Below are 20425 nucleotides of genomic sequence, written 5' to 3' on the forward strand. Positions count from 1 at the left end.
CAATCACCAATTACCAATTACCAATTACCAATTACCGAAAGAAAAAACAGATTGGCGGATCAGAAGTGAGCAACTGTTACAACCAGACGTAAAATATTAATTGATCAGGTGATGCCTTATGAGTTCATAAGGTTCACTGAAAACCCTAGACTGTTTATACAGCAGCAGTTCTGGGAAAACTAAGATTTAATTATGTTGGGAAAAACAAAATGAGCATAGTATTTCAAATCGCTTTAATATCATTAGTCTTGTTCTCCTTCGTGCTTGTGATTGGTGTACCTGTTGTTTACGCCACTCCTCAAAACTGGGTAGAATCTAAAAAACTACTCTGGGTTGGTTCAGGTATTTGGGCGGCTTTAGTCGTGTTAGTTGGTATATTAAACTTTTTTGTGATTTAGTTGAATGCTTTAATCATTCACTAACGCATACCATATACTCTATTAAGAGCAGAAAAGCTTAGGTAAGGAGTTAAACAGAAAAAATTTTCTTTTTCTAAACGACTTTTTCCTGATTGTGCTTTCCTGCTCTTCTATTTTGATGGCAGAAAAGTATATTAGTAAAGCAGTTATTGTAAATTTATTTAGAGGCAGTTATGGCAGTTTTTGAAGGAAATTTTCAGCACACCGAGTCTTTGCGCTTTGCATTGATCATCGCTCGCTTTAATGATCTTGTCACCATGAAACTCGTAGAAGGATGTAAAGATTGCTTAAAACGTCATGGTATAGATCCTGATCCAGAAGGACAGCAAGTAGACTATGTTTGGGTTCCCGGTAGTTTTGAAGTTGCCAATGTAGCCCGTCAATTAGCAATGTCTGGCCGTTATGATGCCATAATTTGCCTGGGTGCAGTCATCAAAGGACAAACACCGCATTTTGATTATGTATCATCGGAAGTTTCTAAAGGTATTGCTGCGGCCAGTTTCCAAACAGGTGTGCCGGTAATTTTCGGGATTTTGACCACAGATACCATGCAGCAAGCCCTAGAACGAGCCGGCATCAAGAGTAATCATGGTTGGGAATATGCCATGAACGCCATAGAAATGGCGACTCTCATGCGGCAATTACGCCCGAATTTAGCAGGTTAATTGGGTAATGGGTGATAGGTAATGGGTAATGGGTGATAGGTAATTGGTAATTGGTAATAGGTAATAGGTAATTGGTAATTGGTAATGACAACTGACAACTGTACGGGCGAAGCATTTGGAGAACTATTTTTGGCAATGACCGATAATTTATCTTCCAAATGCTTCGCCCCTACTGGGGTTGACAAACCTGAATATATCTGGAATAATAAGTCTATTGGTAAGTTCGCGGGTGTAGCTCAGTGGTAGAGCGCAACCTTGCCAAGGTTGATGTCGTGGGTTCGAATCCCATCACCCGCTTTTTAGTTAAAGTTGATATATTAAATTAACACTAAAGATTTTCCATCTCTACTAAATTGGTAGATGATGGATTTTTAGGTTAGGAGTTTGTTAGTAGACTTTCCCAGCTATATCATTAGACGTAATTTTAGAGTTTCCCATACTGATTTTCAGGAAAATTGGGGAATAATGTAAAAAACCGCCCAAGTTATTTATCTCGCTTGTGCAACCTCAAAAACCAGATAAAATTGACTTAAATACGGAATACGCTTGTCCTTGTCGTCGCAAGGGACATTTGATTCCTATCACGCTAACAGAAGCTTTCGGATGCGATCGCTGTCAGCAGATTTTTGTTGTCGAAGAAAATGGATATGTATTAGAGCAACTTTCTACTACCTATCCATATAAACGTGCTTGGCGCTGGAAAGGTAATAATTGGCAAATTGTTCAACCCGGATTAGGACAAAACTATTTGCCAGTAGCACTCAGCATTATTTTTGTGTTAGTGATTATATGGCTACCATTAGCTCTACGATTGGCTAATAGTTCCAATATCATAGCTTGGACAATTGTAGCAGTGCTATTGGTAATTCTGCCAGCACTAATGGTCTGGCTTACTTACAGACGTTAACTCCATGACAGGTGAAGTGATTGATGATTACCCCGAACCGATGACAAGTGCTAACCGCGCTTTTCAGGCTTCCTTAAAATTGGGAACGACTAAGGGGATAGATAGGAGTCGGGCTGTGTTAGCAATGGCACAAGCGATAGAAAGTGATTTTGATGAAATTCTCGAAGCTAATACTCTAGATTTAGAAGCAAGTCGAGAAATGGCAGTTCCCGAATTAATTTTGGACTGGTTGAAGCTAACTCCCTCTCGGTTGGAGAATACTATTAAGATTCTGCAACGATTGGGAGAATTATCTGATCCTTTACGACGGGTGAGAACTGCTGATTATCAACAGGAAGACTCTCAAAGTTATACTCAATTAATGCCTTTAGGGGTGATTGCCTTTATTTATGAGGCTTTCCCCGATTTAGGGGCGATCGCTGCTGGTTTTTGCATAAAAACTGGCAATAGTATTATTCTTAAAGGTAGTACGGAAGCTAGTAACTCCAATACAGCGATCGCTAATTCATTACAAACAGCAATTACTAAAGTCGGATTACCCGCAGGTTGTGTAGAATTAATCACCGCTGAACATGGTGCTTCAGTGCGAGACTTAGTTACCCAAGATCAGTATTTAAATTTAGTTATTCCCTACGGACGTTCCAGTTTAATTCAACAGGTAGTCAGACAAGCAACCTGCCCAGTGTTAAAATCAGCAATGGGTAATTGTTATCTGTATTGGTCAGTGAACAGTAGCTTAGAAATGATCCGCTGGATGATTATAGATAGTCATGAAAGCGAACCAGATCAAGTTAATGCCATTGAAAAAGTTTTAGTTCATCGTCAAGCTTTACCATCTTCCTTATCAGTGCTGTGGAGTAGTTTAAAAGAAAAAGGTTTTCAACTCAAAGGAGATGCAGAACTAGTTGCAGCATTTCCCCAATTGCAATTAGCCAAAGATGAAGAATGGGGAACACCGTATTTAACCAAAACAGTAGCTTTTAAGTTAGTAGATAGTTTAGAAAGTGCGATCGCTTGGATTAACCAATATAGTAGCAGTCATGCTGATAGTATTGTCACCGAATCCTACCAAGAAAGTCGCCAATTTGCATTAGGAGTAAATAGCGCCTCTACCTACATTAATGCTTCCCCCCGCTTTTCCCGTTACTCCTTACGAGGAGAAGCTGTATTTTTAGGAATGTCCAATCAAAAAGGACATCGTAGAGGATTTATTAGTTTGGAGACTTTGACAACCGTGAAGCATATTGTTCAGGGAAATGGACGGTTTTAGTAGTGAGAGAAGTGAGAAGTAAAACTGTTATATATTTATAATGTTCATTAAAGATATTCAGCTATTTCTCACAGTACGCACAACTTTGTAAATAGAGAGTTTAAGTTATATGTCAAACCGACTAAAGCTTTTTCGAGAAAGAATGGCAGCTTTTGAGGGTGCAGCAAATCCATCAGAAGCAATTGAAAGTGGCTATTATGTCCACGCACCGGGAAAATTACTTGTAGATAATATCTCAAATCGTATAGCTTTGCGTCCGTCTTCTTCACATCTTCTTTTAGGAGGAATTGGATCTGGTAAAACAACTCAATTATTAGTTGCTTGTCAGCAAATTAATGAAATAGAAGATATCCATGCAATATATGTAGACGTTAGCCGATATACAGATATTTCTAAAATAACCACTGGTGTTTTAACTGCAATCACTGGATTAGAACTTGCTAAACTTATAAAAGATAGTCAGGACAAAAATGTTATAGAATCTATCAAGTTAATTCGTAATCTGGCACATGGTTATACAACAGAATATGATCCCTACGATGACTTCTACGATGATGGAGGACAGTATATCGCTGTTAAAGGCATTATTCCCAAGAAAACAGAAGGATATGGAATCAGCTTACAGTTAGTAGAAACGGTAAGTAAATTAGCTAAAGCTACATTTGAAAATTACGGAAATCTGGTTCTTCTATTTGATGGATTAGATAGACTTGATGATGCTAAAGCATTTATGCAGGTTGTGTATTCAGATGCAAAATCAATATCATCTTCTGGTATTGGTGTAGTATTAATAGGGTCATTAACTGCAATTTATGGTGATTATCATGATACAGTTGATAAAAGTTTAGACTATTTATGCTATCAGCCATTTTTTGATGTTGAAAATGATCCAGAAGCTTATAATTTCTTTGAAGAAATTATTCAAACTCGCTCATCTGAAGATTTTATAGAAGAAGCAGCAATTAAAGCCTTGATTCGCTTTTCTGGTGGGGTTTTACGAGACTTTATTACTCTGACACAAGCCTCCATTGAGGAAACATATCTATCAGGTGAAGATAAAGTACAAGAACAACAAGTTTTAAAAGCTGTTGATTCAATTGGTAGAAATCAATTACTTGGTATATCAGACAACGAACTCAAAATTATTAAGCAGATTCTTAAAACAAGAATATTTATTCCTAGAACTGACGAAGATTTGCGATTATTGGTAAGAAGAGTAATTCTTGAATATAGATATCCAAAACTACGTTATGCAGTTCATCCAGCTATTAAACCATTAATTCAACAAATTTTAGATTAAAATGAACTTCGATGATTAATTCACTTACGTCAGTTAGCATTGACGAATTTCTACAGCGAATTGGCTCACAGCCAAATGGAAATACTTGGTCAGCACTCATTACTGCAAATTTAGATAGTCAGCAATTAGTTGATGATTTGCAAGAAACACTAACCATTTTTGCAGAATGTGAAGTGGGATGTTTCTCTGCAAATGATGAGACTAATACTCTAGTACAGCAAATTAAGAAAGCAACTGAAGATTATTTAATTCTGTGGAACTTTGAACAATGGGATAAAAATAATTGGTATGAATTTGATTGTATGAGAAGTTCCTTGATGAGAAAGCGCGGATTAGTGCTGATTTTATCACCAGAATCAGCAAAAACTATGTTTTGTTATGCTCCAAATATTGTGAGTTGGCTCGGTTCTAGGGTATATTCATTTTTAAAAGATACAGAATTACTCAGTTTTGAAGAAATTCAGGAAAGACTAGCCACACTTCGAGGATGGTCAGGTTTCACTGACTCTCAAATAATTGAAATGGCTGAAACGCGAACTTTACCACCTGAACCTGAATATGCTGAATGGCTTGTCCTTATGGAAAGAGGAGATTTAATTTGAGCAGTAAAGATGATTGGGAGCAAATTTGTCACAAGGTGCAAGAACGCTTATTAAAAACGACTCCCCTAACTGAAGAAAGTGCTAAAGATTTGTGGACTAAACTTCTTAAATCTTTAACAGCAGCCTGTGATGATAAGTTTTTGAAAACGGAACATCATGAAATTCGTGGTTTGCTAAAAATGACAAAAGAAAATAAAGGTATTATTGAAATAACTGGAGGAGGGAAAAATCAAAAGCGACTTAGAGAAATTCCCCATTTTAAAAGATTTGATGGTTGCTGGTTTGATTTTGCGATTACAGTTGATCAAACAATTAAACCTGCTAAAGTTATCGCATTTGATTTTGAAATCAGATTTTCAGAGGATAACCCAACTAAATTTTTACGATTTGATCTGAATCCACCAGAACACAATAATGATAATAATGGAAAACGATTTCATTTACATCCAGGTAATGATGACTTCATGATTCATGCTTCCCCAATGTCACCACTAGAAATTCTGCATTTATTTTTATATGACTTAAAAATGCCTGAACATCCTCGCGGTTCATGACAACACTTTTTTACTATTATAGTCTTTCTTCCTTTGCGCCTTCGCTCCTTTGCGCCTTTGCGCGAAACAAAATTAACTCAACCGTTCCCGCAACCATAAAGCCAACAAAGGCATAGCTAAACGATAACCATGTTCAGCATCATAAATCAAACCCTTATGCTGTAACCCAGTTAACGCACCTTGTAGACTCCCACCCCGTGAAAGTCCATGCTTTTGAATATACTCCTTACTCTGAGGTTTATCCGTAGGATCAATAGCCAAAGATTCCAATAAATGTACCTGATTTGCAGGTAACAACATCAGCAAAGATTCATAAGTCATAGACAAATCTTTCAATAATCCTGCTATAGCCTTTTGAACATCTTCCTCCCGAATTAAACCATCTGCACAACGGGACGCAGATAACCGCCGAATAATCGCCATCCCATCGCCAATATGTCCCTGTACCGCCTCTAGAAATAGCTGTAAGGCTTGACTATGACAGTCAAAGGTGAAACCTTGCGTATGTAAAATTTCCCTCGCCCACAAGGCTAAAATATCCTTAGCTAAAGGGGCTAATTGGATAGTTTCTAGGGGATAATTGATATCATCGGGATGTTGGCTAGACTCAGCAATGGTGGCTATTAGTACATAGCTAACATGAGGATAAGCCTTAACTTCTTTCCTAAATGTAGTTTCCCATAAACCATGACGATCCCAAGAACGAATATGGGGAAAACTTTCTAAAATCAGCAATATGCGGTGATTTAAATCAACCGCCATTATTTCCAATAAGTCTAACAAACTGGCGAAAGCTTGCCATAATTGTTCTTGTTCCAAAGAACGAATCAGTTTTAGTTGACTTTCAGAATTAAAAGTAAAAAATTCCGAAGTATTTTCATTTAACCAGATTTGAATTTTTTCCGCTTCCCAATTTTGACTAATCGCTTCCGCTAATAGTTGCACAAATCTCTCTGCTTCTGTAGCGCGAATGCAGTCTATTTCCAAGATAACTGTATTCACCTCCTGTGCTGCACCTCTCACTAAAGTGCGTCTCCCACTACCAGGGACTCCAGTAATTAACAAATCACCATCTTTTGCCAGTATTTCAATAATCCGCTGAAACTCTACAGAACGTCCAATTAATTGTAAGGGAGTAGACAAATTTAAATTCACTCGATTCTCGCTTTTGCGTAATATATTATAATAACTATTAAGCTAAATTTAAGGGCAACTATGGTTAGTACAATCACTAAACCAAACAATATTACCCCAGAAACTACCCCCGCAGAACAGCGAGTAGTTTTCCACAATATCAGTTGGCAAAATTATCAGCAAATTTTAGCAGCATTAGGGCAAAGTCGTTCCTCTCGACTTATCTATGATCAAGGGACATTAGAAATCACCATGCCATTAGAAGAACATGAAAGCGCTACCAGATTAATTGAACGATTCATCTGCATTTTGGTAGAAGAAATGGGTTTAAAAATTAAAACAATGGGTTCAACTACCTTAAATCGTGATGATTTACAAAGAAGCGCTGAACCGGATAACTGTTATTACATTCAAAATCAACCTCAAGTAGTTGGGAAAAAAGTTGATTTAAATGAAGATCCACCACCAGACTTAATTGTGGAAGTAGATATTACTCATACTGACATCAATAAACTTGCTTTTTATGCCAGCATGGGAGTACCAGAATTTTGGCGTTATAACGGTGAAATAGTGCTATTTTATCAACTTCAAAATCATCAATATGTTGAAGGAGAAAAAAGTCCCACATTTTCTATAATCACCAAAGAAAAACTTTATCAATTTTTGCAAGATTGCCAAATAGATGAAGTGCAAGCTAGTAAGTCCTTTCGTACCTGGGTACAACAGGAAATACAGAATTAGAAATAATTGCATAGTAGGGGCGGGGTTTTCCCCACCCTGACAATTTGCTTAACTAGCTAACAGTGTCTTTTCCAAAGGAGTCCAGCGGAAAATGCGATCGCCACCTCTCTCAATTACCACCTTAACCCGTGGTTCTAACTTAGGCAAATTCATCAAATACTCAACTTCCTGATCAGAAAGAATATTTCCCTCAATAATCCACAACACCAACCCCTTAGACTTAGGAGGTAATTGTGCCAAATGAGAACTGATCATTGGTGGTAAATAATATACATCACCCACCGCCGCACCACTACTATTGCTTCTTTTGCCTAAATGTGGTGGTCTAACACCATGAACTTGCATCAGATACGCAGCCACATCACCCAGTCCCCTCGCAGTAATATGCAATGCAACATAGCCAGTCGCCCGTAATCGGCGCAGATAGCGACCTTCATAGCCCCCCTCCAGAGGAACATAAACACCCAACGCCCCAAATTTCTCCAAATTGCGGATGAAACCGTTGCCAGTGGTAATTAGTGCCATAGATTTTTCTCCTATCCCACTTAGATATCTCTATTATTCACTCTCTAGTGGTAGATTAAGTTAAATGAAGCAGGATATTTTTCCCAATCTTGAAAATTCCAAACCGGAATATGGGTAATTTTTTCTACCTCCGCCTCAGCATCCCATCATAAAGCAAAAAAATACTGGACAAAAAGTCATGAATAGTTTATATTATTAGATTGTGACCGAATAGTATAATTAGCTAGGCATCTTTCTTATTTAGAGTTTCTAGTTAGTCCTAGCATCTGAGTTTCTAGTTAGTTTCCCTAAAAGAATAAAACTGGCTGACTCCATAAGAGACTGCTAAACTAAAAAAGCTTTCAGGTCAAATCAAGAGCCAAATTCATATTTAAGCTCTCACACCAAATCACTCCCGTAAATCCTAAAAAAATTAGGCAAAATCTTAAACAATAGTTTAGGGTATGAAAATAAGTAGTTCCTTAGCAATAATGTTGGTTTCATGGCATTATGTTAAGACTAAGGAAAAGGATACTGAGGGTCAATAACCACTTAAGTCCTGCTACCACGGTAGAGTGCCAAAGCAACTGCTTGGACAAAAGCATTGCTGCACACAGCGCAAAGCCATCAAGCCTCGCATTGGATTCCAGAAGTAATACCTTCTCCATAGAGTAGGCACTTATTCCTGTTATTGTGATTGAGTAAGTGAAAATAAACAAATTCACTAAAGCAAAAGGGACAAAAATTGTTGCGTCGCCGAGAATTTGCACTGTTTAACGCCAGTCCAAATTTCAGAGGTAAAGTTTACACTCAAGCGACAGTGACAAAAGCTGTCCCCATTCGACTTCCAAAAAAATAGAACGAAAGGAGAACCAGTAACTGTGTCTGTAGGTATTCTCGGCACCAAGCTGGGCATGACCCAAATATTTGATGAAGCAGGAGTCTCCATTCCTGTTACCGTCATCAAAGCCGGTCCATGCACCGTTACACAAGTTAAAACGAAACAGACCGACGGTTACTCTGCCATTCAGGTTGGTTATGGCGAAGTTAAACCCAAGTCACTGAACAGACCATTGTTGGGACATTTGGCTAAATCCTCCGCCCCACCAGTCCGTCATCTGAATGAATATCGCACCGATAGCACTGGTGATTATGCTTTAGGTCAAGAAATTAAAGCAGATATTTTTAGTGCCGGTGAAATTGTAGATGTAGTTGGTACAAGTATTGGTCGCGGTTTTGCCGGTAACCAGAAGCGTAACAACTTTGCTCGCGGTCCCATGTCACACGGTTCCAAAAACCATAGAGCGCCAGGTTCTATCGGTGCTGGGACAACCCCAGGTCGTGTTTATCCCGGTAAAAGGATGGCAGGACGTTTGGGCGGTAGTCGTGTCACAATTCGCAAACTGACAGTAATACGAGTAGATGCAGAACGCAACTTAATCATCATTAAAGGAGCTATTCCTGGCAAACCAGGAGCTTTAGTGAGCGTCGTTCCTGCAACTATAGTTGGCAAAAAATAGTCATTTAGTCATTGGTTAGGGGCAAAAAAAGACAACTAACAACTGACAACTGACAACTGACAAAGGACACAAAGATGGTAGAGAGTGTAATTAAAAATTGGCAAGGAGAGCAAGTCGGAGAGACAAGCTTCGACCTCCGGGTTGCCAAAGAAACAACAGCGGCGCATATCGTACACCGCGCCCTAGTCAGACAAATGACCAATTCTCGCCAGGGAACTGTCAGCACTAAAACTCGTGCAGAAGTTCGTGGTGGTGGTCGTAAACCTTGGCGGCAAAAAGGCACAGGTCGCGCCCGTGCTGGTTCTATCCGTTCACCATTATGGCGTGGTGGTGGTGTGATCTTTGGACCAAAACCCAGAGATTTCGACCTAAAAATGAACCGTAAAGAACGCCGTTTGGCATTGCGGACAGCATTTGTTGGCCGTGCTGAAGATTTAATAGTTGTTGAAGAATTTAGCAACGAGTTACAGCGTCCTAAAACCAAAGATCTCGTAGCAGCATTAGCTAGATGGGGTGCAACATCAGAACAAAAGACACTGTTGATTTTGTCTGAAATAGCAGAAAACGTGCTTTTATCAGCCCGTAACATCGAAAACTTAAAACTGATTCCCGCTGACCAGTTAAACGTTTACGATTTGCTCCACGCTGACAAAATTATCGTCACATCATCAACCCTAGATAAGATCCAGGAGGTCTACAGTGCCTAAAGTAGTTGCCACCCGTGATCTACCGGATTTAGTGCGTCGCCCCATTCTCACCGAAAAAGCGACCATGCTCATGGAACAAAACAAATACGTATTTGAAGTCATTCCTAAAGCCACTAAGCCACAAATTAGAGCCGCCATTGAAGACCTATTTGCAGTTAAGGTCGTCAAAGTCAATACCGCTAACCCTCCACGCAAACAAAAACGCGTAGGTAGATTTATTGGTTATAAACCCCAATACAAGCGAGCTATTGTCACCGTTGCTCCTGGGGACGAAGAAAAAATCAGAAAAGTTCTCTTCCCAGAAGTTTAAGAATTTTAGATTAGAGATTTGCAATTGGGCTAATAAATAATTGCCAAAAAACAATTAAAAATCGAAAATCGAAATCAAAAAAATTCTGAATTAAAAATTCAAAACTCCAAAATCACTTATGGGTACTCGTTCTTATCGCCCTTATACCTCCAGTACTCGCCAAGTTATCATCTCCGATTTTGCCGAAATTACGAAAACTGAGCCAGAAAAATCATTAACTGAATCAGTTCATCGTCCTAAAGGTCGGAACAATCAAGGGCGGATAACCAGCCGTCGTCGGGGTGGCGGACACAAACAACTATACCGCATTATCGACTTTAAGCGAGATAAGCGGAATATGCCCGCTACAGTCACAGCCATTGAATACGATCCTAACCGCAATGCGCGGATCGCTTTAGTGTTGTATGAAGATGGCGAAAAACGCTACATCTTGCAAACAAATGGCATGACTGTAGGCACAAAGATAATTGCTGGACCTGAGTCTCCTATCGAAGATGGTAATGCCTTACCTCTATCGAATATGCCCTTGGGTACTAGTGTTCACAACGTCGAAATGACACCAGGTAAAGGTGGTCAAATCGTGCGGGCTGCTGGTGCAGTGGCTCAAGTTGTCGCTAAAGAAGGCAACTATGTAACCTTAAAGTTACCTTCAGGTGAAGTCCGGTTGATTCGGCGTGATTGCTACGCCACCATTGGACAAGTCGGTAATACAGAAGCCAGAAACCTCAGTGCTGGTAAAGCTGGACGAAATCGCTGGAAAGGCCGTCGTCCCAAGGTGAGAGGTAGTGCCATGAACCCAGTGGATCACCCACATGGTGGTGGTGAAGGTAGAGCTCCTATCGGTAGATCCGGTCCTGTCACACCTTGGGGTAAACCCACTTTAGGGGCTAAGACACGGAATCGCAAGAAAGCCAGCACTAAATTGATTATCCGTCGTCGCCGCAAATCATCTAAACGTGGTCGTGGTGGTCGTCAGTCCTAACATCAAATTTGACAATTGACAATTAAGCATTATCAATTATCAATTGACAATAATCCCAAATCAAAAATTGAACTATGGGTCGTTCTTTAAAAAAAGGTCCTTTTGTTGCTGACCATCTGCTCAAGAAAATTGAGAAGTTAAACGCAAAAGATGAAAAACAAGTGGTCAAAACTTGGTCGAGAGCTTCGACAATTTTGCCCTTGATGGTAGGTCATACTATCGCTGTTCACAATGGACGGCAGCACATTCCCGTATTTGTCAATGAACAAATGGTCGGTCATAAGTTAGGAGAATTTGCTCCTACCCGTACCTACAGAGGTCATGGTAAAAGTGACAAAAAATCAGGGAGATAGATCAATTAAAAATTGAAAATTAAAAATTAAAACATGAGAATTTTTAATTTTTAATTCTAAATTTTTAATTGATAAACATAGAGTAAGTTATGAAAATGGCAACTGACACTACTGAAGTTAAGGCAATCGCCCGCTATATACGCATTTCTCCCTATAAAGTGCGCCGTGTACTTGATCAAATTCGCGGCCGTTCATACAGAGAAGCACTAATCTTGCTCGAATTTATGCCCTATGGCGCTTGTGACCCCATCTTAAAGGTTCTCAGAAGTGCCGCAGCTAATGCCGAGCATAATGCTGGTTTAGACAGATCCAGTTTGGTGATCAGTCAGGCCTATGCCGACCAAGGACCAGTGCTAAAACGGTTTCAACCCAGAGCGCAAGGTCGAGCTTACCAAATTCGCAAACCAACGTGTCATATCACTGTTGCTGTTTCCGCGGTTGCTACTGCTGAGTAAACAGCCATACAGGCACAAGAAAATTGCGTACAGTAAGAAATTTTAGAGGAAGCTTTTGTGGGACAGAAAATTCATCCAGTCGGCTTTCGACTGGGTATAACTCAAGAACACCAATCCCGTTGGTTTGCAGAACCTGACCGTTATCCAGAACTTCTCCAAGAAGACTACAAACTCCGTCAATACATTGAGCAAAAACTAGGTAGATACGCTCAAAATAACGCCGGTATTTCCGAAGTGAGAATTGAGCGCAAAGCTGATCAAATTGACCTAGAAGTCCGCACAGCTAGACCAGGTGTGGTTGTAGGTCGTGGTGGTCAAGGTATTGAATCATTACGGTTAGGACTGCAAGGAGCCTTGGGTGGTAATCGCCAAATTCGCATTAACGTTGTTGAAGTCCAACGAGTTGATGCTGATGCTTACCTGATTGCTGAATACATTGCTCAACAATTAGAACGTCGGGTTTCCTTCCGCCGAGTTGTGCGTCAAGCAATTCAACGCGCTCAAAGAGCAGGTGTCCAAGGAATCAAAGTTCAAGTCGGTGGTCGGCTCAACGGTGCAGAAATTGCCCGCTCAGAGTGGACTCGTGAAGGTAGAGTTCCTCTCCATACCTTACGCGCTGACATTGACTATTCTGGCTGCACAGCTAAGACAGTTTACGGAATTCTCGGAATTAAAGTTTGGGTCTTTAAAGGCGAAATTATTCCTGGACAGGAACAAGCTCCCGCTCAACCAGCTAAAGACCGTGAACGTGGAGATCGTGACCGTGAACGCGAACCCCGTCGCCGACAACAACAACGTCGTCGTCAACAGTTTGAAGACCGCTCCAATGAAGCCTAGTCAATGCTCAATAGTCAGTGGTAAAAAACTGACAACTGACAACTGACAACTGACAACCGACAACTGACAAATCATGTTAAGTCCTAGAAGAACTAAATTCCGCAAACAACAACGCGGACGCATGGAAGGTCTTGCCAGCCGAGGCAGTACCCTCAACTTTGGGGATTTTGGACTCCAAGCCCAAGAACCATCTTGGATTACCTCACGGCAAATCGAGGCTTCCCGTCGGGCAATGACTCGGTATATTCGCCGGGGTGGCAAAATCTGGATTCGGATTTTCCCTGACAAACCAATCACCATGCGTCCTGCTGAAACCCGGATGGGTTCTGGTAAAGGTAACCCAGAATTTTGGGTAGCCGTAGTCAAACCAGGCCGGATCATGTTTGAAATTGGCGGCGTTACTGAAGAAATTGCCCGCGAATCCATGCGATTAGCTGACAGTAAGTTACCAATTAAGACCAAGTTTATTACCCGCTCTCAACCACAGGAGCAGGAGTAGTTTATGCCTCTTCCCAAGATTTCAGAAGCTAGAGAATTAAATGACGAACGGTTGGGTGAAGAAATTGTCGCTGTGAAAAGACAACTATTCCAGTTGCGCTTACAAAAAGCCACTAGACAATTAGAAAAGCCTCACCAGTTCAAACACGCACGCCATCGGCTCTCCCAATTACTGACAGTAGAAGGAGAACGGAAACGGGCAGCGAGTCTTTCAGATCAAGCACAAAAGTAGGAGATTATGGCAGTCAAAGAACGAGTTGGCTTGGTAGTGAGCGATAAAATGCAAAAAACTGTGGTAGTAGCCATAGAAAACCGCGCTCCTCACCCCAAGTACGGCAAAATCGTAGTTCAAACCCGCCGCTATAAAGTTCACGACGAAGAGAATACTTGCAAAATAGGCGACCGGGTGCGGATTCAGGAAACTAGACCCCTGAGCAAAACCAAGCGTTGGCAAGTCAAAGAAATCCTGAACATTAAAGCTACTTAGTAAACAGTTGTACTATCAGCTACAACGACCCTAAAAGAGAGACCAGTTGTGATTCAACCCCAATCTTATCTGAATGTCGCAGATAATAGCGGTGCTAAAAAACTAATGTGCATCCGCGTATTAGGTGCAGGTAACCGCCGTTATGGTGGCGTAGGCGATAGAATTATCGCTGTTGTCAAAGAGTCTTCACCCAACATGGCTGTAAAAAAGTCAGATGTGGTAGAAGCAGTAATTGTGCGTACTCGTAAAGCTATTAGTCGTGACAGTGGCATGGCTATCCGTTTTGACGATAACGCCGCAGTGATTATCAATAAAGAAGGTAATCCTAGAGGTACAAGGGTATTTGGTCCGGTAGCTCGTGAACTGCGCGACAAAAACTTTACTAAAATTGTTTCTCTGGCTCCGGAGGTGCTGTAATGGCAAAGCGCCCACAACCCAAAGTTTTTCATAAAATGCACGTCAAAACCGGTGATACTGTCCAAGTCATCGCTGGCAAAGATAAGGGTAAAGTTGGGGAAGTGATTAAAGCACTACCACAATTGAGCAAAGTCCTTGTCAAAGGTGTCAACTTTAAAACCAAGCACGTGAAACCTCAACAAGAAGGTGAATCAGGGCAAATAGTCACCCAGGAGTACCCCATTCATAGCTCCAATGTGATGCTCTATTCCACCAAGCAAAACGTCGCTAGTCGCGTTTGCTACACTTTCACCGCCGAAGGCAAGAAAGTGAGAATGCTCAAAAAAACAGGTGAAATTCTCACCAATTAAAAATTAAGAATTAAAAATTAAAAAATTCGCAATTTCAATTTTTAATTTTTAATTTGGCATTTTTAATTGGAGGAAAGCGACCCTGACCAAGCCCAGGGGATATAAGGACAAACACTATGGCGAAAACACGACTTAAAACCGTATATCAAGAGACAATTACTCCCAAATTGATTACTCAGTTTGAATACACCAACGTGCATCAAGTGCCTAAGGTGATTAAGATAACTATCAACAGAGGTTTGGGAGAATCTGCTCAAAACGCTAAATCACTAGAGGCATCTATCAGCGAAATTGCCCTGATTACTGGACAAAAACCTGTGGTAACACGGGCAAAGAAAGCGATCGCCGGCTTTAAAATTCGTCAAGGTATGCCTGTAGGGATTATGGTGACACTAAGAGGCGAACGGATGTACGCTTTCTTAGATCGTCTGATTAACCTCACACTACCCAGAATCAGAGACTTTCGCGGTGTCAGCCCCAAAAGCTTTGACGGCCGTGGCAACTACACTCTAGGTGTGCGGGAACAGCTAATTTTTCCAGAAGTGGAATATGACAGAATCGATCAAGTCCGGGGTTTAGATATTTCTATCATCACCACGGCAAAAACCGACGAAGAGGGCCGCGCCTTACTTAAGGAAATGGGAATGCCCTTTCGCGATCAATAAGTTCATCTAAAGAGGGAACGATGGCGGCTAACGACACAATTGCAGATATGCTGACGCGCATCCGCAATGCCAATATGGCAAGGCATCAAACTACGCAAGTACCAGCTACAAAGATGACTCGTAATATTGCCAAGGTACTGCGAGAAGAAGGCTTCATTGCGGAAGTTGAAGAAGCAGGAGAAGGAATTAAGCGGAACCTAGTTATTTCCCTGAAATACAAAGGTAAAAATCGCCAACCCCTAATCACTGCCCTAAAACGAGTGAGTAAACCAGGTTTGCGTGTTTACTCCAATAGAAAAGAATTACCAAGAGTGCTAGGCGGTATCGGTATTGCCATTATTTCTACATCCAGTGGGATTATGACTGACCGCGAAGCACGCCGCCAAAATCTAGGCGGTGAAGTGCTTTGCCACGTTTGGTAGTCGTCATTGGTCATTGGTCATTGGTCAGTGGCAAAACAACCAACAACTGACAACTGACAAAAAACAACTGACAAAGAACAAAAAATCATGTCTCGTATTGGTAAACGTCCAATTACCATTCCCGCCAAAGTGCAAGTGGCGATTGATGGTGTCAAAGTAGTAGTGAAAGGTCCTAAAGGCGAACTTTCCCGTCAACTACCTAAAAATGTCATAGTCTCCCAAGAAGGAGAAACATTGATAGTTACTCGTCGGGATGAAACCCGTACCTCCAGACAAATGCACGGTTTGAGCCGCACCCTAGTGGCCAACATGGTGGAGGGAGTATCCCAGGGTTTTCAACGTCGCTTGGAAATCCAAGGGGTTGGTTATCGCGCCCAACTTCAAGGCAGTAACCTAGTTTTAAATATGGGTTATAGCCATCAAGTCCAAATTGAACCTCCAGCAGGAGTTCAATTTGCGGTAGAAGGGACAACTAATGTCATAGTCAGCGGTTATGACAAAGAAATTGTCGGCAACACAGCAGCTAAAATTCGTGCCGTTCGTCCACCTGAACCCTACAAAGGTAAAGGTATTCGCTATGCAGGTGAAGTGGTCAGACGCAAAGCTGGTAAGACTGGTAAGGGTGGTAAGAAGTAAATATGAAACTTACACGCAAAGAATCAAAACAACGTCGTCATCGGCGCGTTCGTAGCAAAGTCAACGGTTCCCCAGAACGTCCACGTTTGTCCATATTTCGATCCAATGAGCATATTTATGCTCAATTGATTGATGATGCCAAGCAGGAAACTATAGTGGCGGCATCAACCGTAGAACCAGAATTGAAATCTAGCATCGCTTCCGGTGCCAACTGTGACGCATCAGTGCAAGTTGGTAAACTGGTAGCTGTCCGCGCCCTAGAAAAAGGCATCACTAAAGTCGTTTTTGACCGTGGTGGCAACCTCTATCATGGTCGCGTCAAAGCCTTAGCCGAGGCGGCACGCGAGGCTGGTTTAGATTTCTAAGTCCGTCAGTAGTCAATAGTCAGTAGCAACTGACAACTGACAACTGACAACTGACAACTGACAACTAAAAGAGAGCATTGATTATGGTAACCGGTCGTCGTAAAGCAAGCCGTACAAAAAAAGAAGAAACCACCTGGCAAGAGCGAGTTATCCAAATCCGCCGGGTGAGTAAAGTCGTCAAAGGTGGTAAAAAACTCAGCTTCCGTGCCATTGTCGTCGTCGGTAATGAACGTGGACAAGTTGGAGTCGGAGTTGGTAAGGCATCAGATGTAATTGGTGCAGTTAAAAAAGGTGTCGCTGATGGTAAAAAACATCTAATTGACATCCCAATCACCAAATCCAATTCTATTCCTCACCCCATTGATGGTGTTGGTGGCGGTGCTAAAGTCATGATGCGCCCAGCCGCACCAGGTACAGGGGTAATTGCCGGGGGTGCTGTACGGACTGTATTAGAGTTAGCAGGAATACGTAATATTCTCGCTAAACAACTAGGTTCAAACAACCCTTTGAACAACGCCAGAGCAGCAGTCAACGCTCTATCTACCCTGCGAACATTAAGTGAAGTTGCTGAAGATCGCGGTATCGCCATTGAGAAACTCTATATTTAGTCAGTCTTTGTATCAGATTCTCAATCTAAAATCCAAAATCTAAAATCTAAAATCACAAACCAAAATGAGACTTAATGATGTTAAGCCCCAAAAAGGCTCTAAAAAACGCCGTAAGCGTGTAGGTAGAGGTATTTCTGCTGGACAAGGTGCTAGTGCTGGTTTAGGGATGCGTGGTCAAAAATCCCGTTCTGGTAGTGGGACAAGACCAGGTTTTGAAGGTGGTCAACAGCCATTGTACCGCCGGATACCTAAACTCAAGGGTTTCCCCCTGATGAACCGGAGAATCTACACTACGATTAATGTAGAGAAATTAAATGATTTACCTGCTAACTCAGAAGTAACTTTGGAATCATTAAAAGAGGCAGGTATCCTGACCGCTGTTAAAGGTCCATTGAAAATTTTGGGGAATGGGGAATTGAATGTTCCTCTTCAGGTAAAAGCTGCTGCTTTCACAGGCCAAGCTCGAATCAAAATCGAGGCTGCTGGTGGAAGTTGTGAAGCTGCATAAAAGTCTGAACTATGATTTTTATGATTAAGATGATTTATATGATTAGGATGATGAATGTGATTAGGATAATCATCTTCATCAAATAAATCACAAAAATCACAGTTCAGACGGCTTAATCATCTTCATCATAATGAATCACGTAAATCATAGTTAGGACTTCAAAGGTAAAACTCTATGATCAGTCGAGACAAAGCCCCAACGGCTCAAGAAACTTTTATGCAGATGGCGCAAGCAGCCGGACTGAGAGGTAGGCTGCTTGTCACTGTCGGTATTTTAATTTTGGTTCGCCTGGGTATCTTTTTGCCTGTTCCAGGAATTGATAGACCTAAGTTTGCTGAAGCTATATCGGGCAACAATTCCATCTTTGGTTTATTGGATATATTCTCTGGGCGGGGACTCTCTACTTTAGGTGTCTTTGCTTTAGGGATTTTGCCCTTTATTAATGCGTCCATTATTATCCAATTACTCACTTCTGCTCTGCCATCTTTAGAAAATCTCCAGAAAAATGAAGGCGAAGCAGGTCGGCGGAAAATATCACAAATTACCCGCTATGTGACTGTAATTTGGGCAATTATTCAAAGTGTGGCTTTTTCGGCATTATTTCTCCAACAATTTGCCAAAACACCAGGTCCGATATTCGTAGCAGAAACGGCGATCGCTCTCACTGCTGGTTCAATGTTCGTCATGTGGGCATCTGAACTGATTACAGAACGGGGTATTGGTAATGGGGCATCTTTGTTGATTTTTGTCAACATTGTGGCATCTTTACCCAAGTCTCTCGGCGATACCATTGACTTGGTACAAGTTGGTGGACGGGAAATAGTCGGGCGCGTCATCGTTCTTGTAGTGGTTTTTATGTTCACAATCGTGGGTATTGTGTTCGTACAAGAAGGAATGCGCCGCATCCCCATTATTTCTGCCCGTCGTCAAGTAGGTAGAAGAGTTTTAGCAGAACAGCGGAGTTATTTACCCCTACGTCTCAACTCTGGTGGGGTAATGCCGATTATTTTCGCAGCCGCAATCCTGAGTTTGCCACTTTTAGTCGCCAATTTCACTAAGAATCCCGAATTAGCAAACATTGTTAATACCTATTTAAGTCCAGGTGGTTCTGCACCTTGGGTATATGCTCTCGTTTACTTAACTTCCATTGTTTTCTTCAGCTATTTCTATTCTTCGTTGATTCTCAACCCAGTAGATGTGGCTCAGAATTTGAAAAAAATGGGTTCTAGTATTCCCGGTATTCGTCCCGGAAAAGCTACTAGTGAGTATATTGAACGGGTGACAAATCGCCTGACTTTTTTAGGAGCTATCTTTCTAGGTTTAGTGGCAATTATTCCCACGGCCGTAGAAAGTGCCTTAAAAGTTCCCACCTTTAAAGGACTGGGGGCAACATCTTTGTTAATTTTGGTTGGTGTGGCAATTGACACGGCTAAACAAATCCAAACTTACGTCATCTCTCAGCGTTATGAAGGAATGGTGAAACAATAGTGACGCGATTAATCTTCTTGGGACCACCGGGTGCTGGTAAAGGAACTCAAGCTCAAACCTTGGCTGCATTTTTGCAGATTCCCCATATTTCTACAGGTGACATTTTACGTCAAGCTATTCAGGAGAAAACAACTTTGGGAATGCAAGCCCAAAGTTTCATGGATAAAGGCGAATTAGTCCCCGATAAATTAGTAGAAGATATGGTAAAGGAACGCCTGCAACAATCAGATACTAAAACAGGTTGGATTTTGGACGGCTTTCCTCGTAAAGTTACACAAGCAGAGTTTCTAGCAGAATTACTTAAAAGTCTAGGACAGGGTGGTGAAAAGGTAGTCAATCTGGATGCACCAGATGAAACTGTCATTACTCGGCTACTAGGACGCGGACGAAAAGATGATACTGAAGAAGTGATTCGTCGGCGCTTGGAAGTCTACCGTGATGATACTGCACCCTTGATTAACTTTTACAGCGATCGCCAAAAACTCCTAACAGTCAACGGTAATCAGTCCCAAGAAGAAGTTTTTACTGATTTGAAAAATATCATAGCTGCTTAAAGAAATTCAGGGGTAGCGGTCTATGTCGGCAGAGAGAAAAAATTTTTCCATTGCCTTATTACCTCGCCCCTATCTTCCAAGCCAGGCGTAAGTCAATTTTAGCTAAGATATATTATTAAACTGTTGATATTTTTCTCCAATTGTGTTCTTGCCATGAAAGTGGACAA

31 protein-coding genes and 1 tRNA gene are annotated in these 20425 nt (G+C 41.3%); 29 read left to right on the plus strand and 3 right to left on the minus strand.

All coding sequences use genetic code 11. The features are described 5' to 3' along the window. Positions 1–209: 209 nt before the first annotated feature. Both psbZ and ribH read left to right on the plus strand, forming a co-directional pair. Positions 210–398, plus strand: coding sequence for a photosystem II reaction center protein PsbZ (psbZ, locus tag AN490_RS08245; RefSeq protein ID WP_015079221.1), 189 nt, complete (start codon positions 210–212; stop codon positions 396–398). A gap of 194 nt (positions 399–592) precedes the next feature. Further along, the gene (gene ribH / locus AN490_RS08250) at positions 593–1084 is read left to right on the plus strand and encodes a 6,7-dimethyl-8-ribityllumazine synthase (RefSeq protein ID WP_168633957.1); all 492 of its coding nucleotides are present in this window, start codon (positions 593–595) and stop codon (positions 1082–1084) included. On the opposite strand, the gene AN490_RS08255 is transcribed toward ribH, so the two are convergent. Continuing rightward, positions 1081–1269 (minus strand): hypothetical protein, encoded by a 189-nt coding sequence (locus AN490_RS08255; protein ID WP_300001648.1) that lies wholly within the window; start codon positions 1267–1269, stop codon positions 1081–1083. The two genes, ribH and AN490_RS08255, sit on opposite strands and share 4 nt — an antisense overlap. 40 nt (positions 1270–1309) lie before the next feature. Here AN490_RS08255 and AN490_RS08260 point away from each other — a divergent pair. From AN490_RS08260 to AN490_RS08285, 6 genes are all read left to right on the plus strand, one after another. Next, positions 1310–1381: transfer RNA gene (locus AN490_RS08260), tRNA-Gly, on the plus strand. 202 nt (positions 1382–1583) lie between these two features. Further along, positions 1584–1991, plus strand: coding sequence for a hypothetical protein (locus AN490_RS08265; RefSeq protein WP_015079219.1), 408 nt, complete (start codon positions 1584–1586; stop codon positions 1989–1991). Between the two features lie 4 nt (positions 1992–1995). After that, positions 1996–3261 carry a glutamate-5-semialdehyde dehydrogenase gene (locus tag AN490_RS08270; RefSeq protein ID WP_300001651.1) on the plus strand — a complete coding sequence of 422 codons (1266 nt, stop codon included), beginning with the start codon at positions 1996–1998 and terminating at the stop codon, positions 3259–3261. A gap of 109 nt (positions 3262–3370) precedes the next feature. Beyond that, positions 3371–4561, plus strand: coding sequence for a hypothetical protein (locus AN490_RS08275; protein WP_300001654.1), 1191 nt, complete (start codon positions 3371–3373; stop codon positions 4559–4561). An 11-nt stretch (positions 4562–4572) separates the two neighbouring features. Then, positions 4573–5163, plus strand: a complete 591-nt coding sequence (locus AN490_RS08280; RefSeq protein ID WP_300001657.1) for a hypothetical protein — start codon at positions 4573–4575, stop codon at positions 5161–5163. Further along, the gene (locus AN490_RS08285) at positions 5160–5717 is read left to right on the plus strand and encodes a hypothetical protein (protein WP_300001660.1); all 558 of its coding nucleotides are present in this window, start codon (positions 5160–5162) and stop codon (positions 5715–5717) included. The genes AN490_RS08280 and AN490_RS08285 overlap by 4 nt, the downstream gene beginning before the upstream one ends. Before the next feature lie 72 nt (positions 5718–5789). Here AN490_RS08285 and AN490_RS08290 read toward each other — a convergent pair whose 3' ends face one another. Next, positions 5790–6872 (minus strand): ATP-binding protein, encoded by a 1083-nt coding sequence (locus AN490_RS08290; RefSeq protein WP_300001664.1) that lies wholly within the window; start codon positions 6870–6872, stop codon positions 5790–5792. A gap of 60 nt (positions 6873–6932) precedes the next feature. Between AN490_RS08290 and AN490_RS08295 the strand changes: the two genes are divergently transcribed. Then, positions 6933–7592: a Uma2 family endonuclease gene (locus tag AN490_RS08295; RefSeq protein WP_015079215.1), complete on the plus strand. Its 660-nt coding sequence runs from the start codon at positions 6933–6935 to the stop codon at positions 7590–7592. Between the two features lie 48 nt (positions 7593–7640). Here AN490_RS08295 and AN490_RS08300 read toward each other — a convergent pair whose 3' ends face one another. Continuing rightward, positions 7641–8117, minus strand: a complete 477-nt coding sequence (locus tag AN490_RS08300; RefSeq protein WP_015079214.1) for an NAD(P)H-quinone oxidoreductase subunit N — start codon at positions 8115–8117, stop codon at positions 7641–7643. Between the two features lie 860 nt (positions 8118–8977). Between AN490_RS08300 and rplC the strand changes: the two genes are divergently transcribed. The 20 genes from rplC (at position 8978) to AN490_RS08400 (ending at position 20258) form a co-directional block, all read left to right on the plus strand. Continuing rightward, the gene (gene rplC, locus AN490_RS08305; protein ID WP_300001670.1) at positions 8978–9616 is read left to right on the plus strand and encodes a 50S ribosomal protein L3; all 639 of its coding nucleotides are present in this window, start codon (positions 8978–8980) and stop codon (positions 9614–9616) included. A 74-nt stretch (positions 9617–9690) separates the two neighbouring features. Next, positions 9691–10323, plus strand: coding sequence for a 50S ribosomal protein L4 (gene rplD, locus AN490_RS08310; RefSeq protein ID WP_015079212.1), 633 nt, complete (start codon positions 9691–9693; stop codon positions 10321–10323). After that, the gene (locus AN490_RS08315) at positions 10316–10633 is read left to right on the plus strand and encodes a 50S ribosomal protein L23 (RefSeq protein ID WP_148762865.1); all 318 of its coding nucleotides are present in this window, start codon (positions 10316–10318) and stop codon (positions 10631–10633) included. Before rplD ends, AN490_RS08315 begins: the two co-directional genes overlap by 8 nt. Positions 10634–10751: 118 nt before the next feature. Next, positions 10752–11615: a 50S ribosomal protein L2 gene (gene rplB, locus AN490_RS08320; RefSeq protein ID WP_300001676.1), complete on the plus strand. Its 864-nt coding sequence runs from the start codon at positions 10752–10754 to the stop codon at positions 11613–11615. Positions 11616–11689: 74 nt separating this feature from the next. After that, on the plus strand, positions 11690–11968 hold the full coding sequence (gene rpsS, locus AN490_RS08325; protein WP_015079209.1) for a 30S ribosomal protein S19: 279 nt from the start codon (positions 11690–11692) through the stop codon (positions 11966–11968). Positions 11969–12063: 95 nt separating this feature from the next. Next, complete coding sequence (gene rplV / locus AN490_RS08330) at positions 12064–12423, plus strand: 50S ribosomal protein L22 (RefSeq protein WP_041458279.1); 360 nt, start codon at positions 12064–12066, stop codon at positions 12421–12423. A gap of 57 nt (positions 12424–12480) precedes the next feature. Beyond that, positions 12481–13260 (plus strand): 30S ribosomal protein S3, encoded by a 780-nt coding sequence (gene rpsC / locus AN490_RS08335; RefSeq protein ID WP_015079207.1) that lies wholly within the window; start codon positions 12481–12483, stop codon positions 13258–13260. A 73-nt stretch (positions 13261–13333) separates the two neighbouring features. Then, complete coding sequence (rplP, locus tag AN490_RS08340; RefSeq protein ID WP_168695297.1) at positions 13334–13759, plus strand: 50S ribosomal protein L16; 426 nt, start codon at positions 13334–13336, stop codon at positions 13757–13759. Positions 13760–13762: 3 nt separating this feature from the next. Then, positions 13763–13990, plus strand: a complete 228-nt coding sequence (rpmC, locus tag AN490_RS08345; protein WP_213711411.1) for a 50S ribosomal protein L29 — start codon at positions 13763–13765, stop codon at positions 13988–13990. Positions 13991–13996: 6 nt separating this feature from the next. Next, a complete protein-coding gene (gene rpsQ, locus AN490_RS08350; RefSeq protein WP_015079204.1) occupies positions 13997–14245 on the plus strand; it encodes a 30S ribosomal protein S17 in 249 nt (82 codons plus the stop codon). A 48-nt stretch (positions 14246–14293) separates the two neighbouring features. Continuing rightward, the gene (gene rplN, locus AN490_RS08355; protein WP_015079203.1) at positions 14294–14662 is read left to right on the plus strand and encodes a 50S ribosomal protein L14; all 369 of its coding nucleotides are present in this window, start codon (positions 14294–14296) and stop codon (positions 14660–14662) included. After that, a complete protein-coding gene (rplX, locus tag AN490_RS08360) occupies positions 14662–15012 on the plus strand; it encodes a 50S ribosomal protein L24 (protein ID WP_015079202.1) in 351 nt (116 codons plus the stop codon). The genes rplN and rplX overlap by 1 nt, the downstream gene beginning before the upstream one ends. Before the next feature lie 116 nt (positions 15013–15128). After that, positions 15129–15677, plus strand: coding sequence for a 50S ribosomal protein L5 (rplE, locus tag AN490_RS08365; protein WP_168633950.1), 549 nt, complete (start codon positions 15129–15131; stop codon positions 15675–15677). 20 nt (positions 15678–15697) lie between these two features. Next, positions 15698–16099 (plus strand): 30S ribosomal protein S8, encoded by a 402-nt coding sequence (gene rpsH / locus AN490_RS08370; RefSeq protein WP_015079200.1) that lies wholly within the window; start codon positions 15698–15700, stop codon positions 16097–16099. Between the two features lie 87 nt (positions 16100–16186). Continuing rightward, positions 16187–16735, plus strand: coding sequence for a 50S ribosomal protein L6 (rplF, locus tag AN490_RS08375; protein ID WP_148762873.1), 549 nt, complete (start codon positions 16187–16189; stop codon positions 16733–16735). Positions 16736–16737: 2 nt separating this feature from the next. Then, complete coding sequence (gene rplR, locus AN490_RS08380; RefSeq protein WP_015079198.1) at positions 16738–17100, plus strand: 50S ribosomal protein L18; 363 nt, start codon at positions 16738–16740, stop codon at positions 17098–17100. A gap of 83 nt (positions 17101–17183) precedes the next feature. Beyond that, positions 17184–17708 (plus strand): 30S ribosomal protein S5, encoded by a 525-nt coding sequence (gene rpsE / locus AN490_RS08385; protein ID WP_148762875.1) that lies wholly within the window; start codon positions 17184–17186, stop codon positions 17706–17708. A gap of 64 nt (positions 17709–17772) precedes the next feature. Further along, positions 17773–18216 carry a 50S ribosomal protein L15 gene (gene rplO / locus AN490_RS08390; RefSeq protein WP_300001698.1) on the plus strand — a complete coding sequence of 148 codons (444 nt, stop codon included), beginning with the start codon at positions 17773–17775 and terminating at the stop codon, positions 18214–18216. A 174-nt stretch (positions 18217–18390) separates the two neighbouring features. After that, complete coding sequence (secY, locus tag AN490_RS08395; RefSeq protein WP_015079195.1) at positions 18391–19704, plus strand: preprotein translocase subunit SecY; 1314 nt, start codon at positions 18391–18393, stop codon at positions 19702–19704. Further along, positions 19704–20258 (plus strand): adenylate kinase, encoded by a 555-nt coding sequence (locus AN490_RS08400; protein ID WP_148762877.1) that lies wholly within the window; start codon positions 19704–19706, stop codon positions 20256–20258. Before secY ends, AN490_RS08400 begins: the two co-directional genes overlap by 1 nt. Positions 20259–20425: the final 167 nt, after the last annotated feature.

This window comes from Anabaena sp. AL09, assembly GCF_001672255.1.
Lineage (GTDB): Bacteria > Cyanobacteriota > Cyanobacteriia > Cyanobacteriales > Nostocaceae > Dolichospermum > Dolichospermum lemmermannii.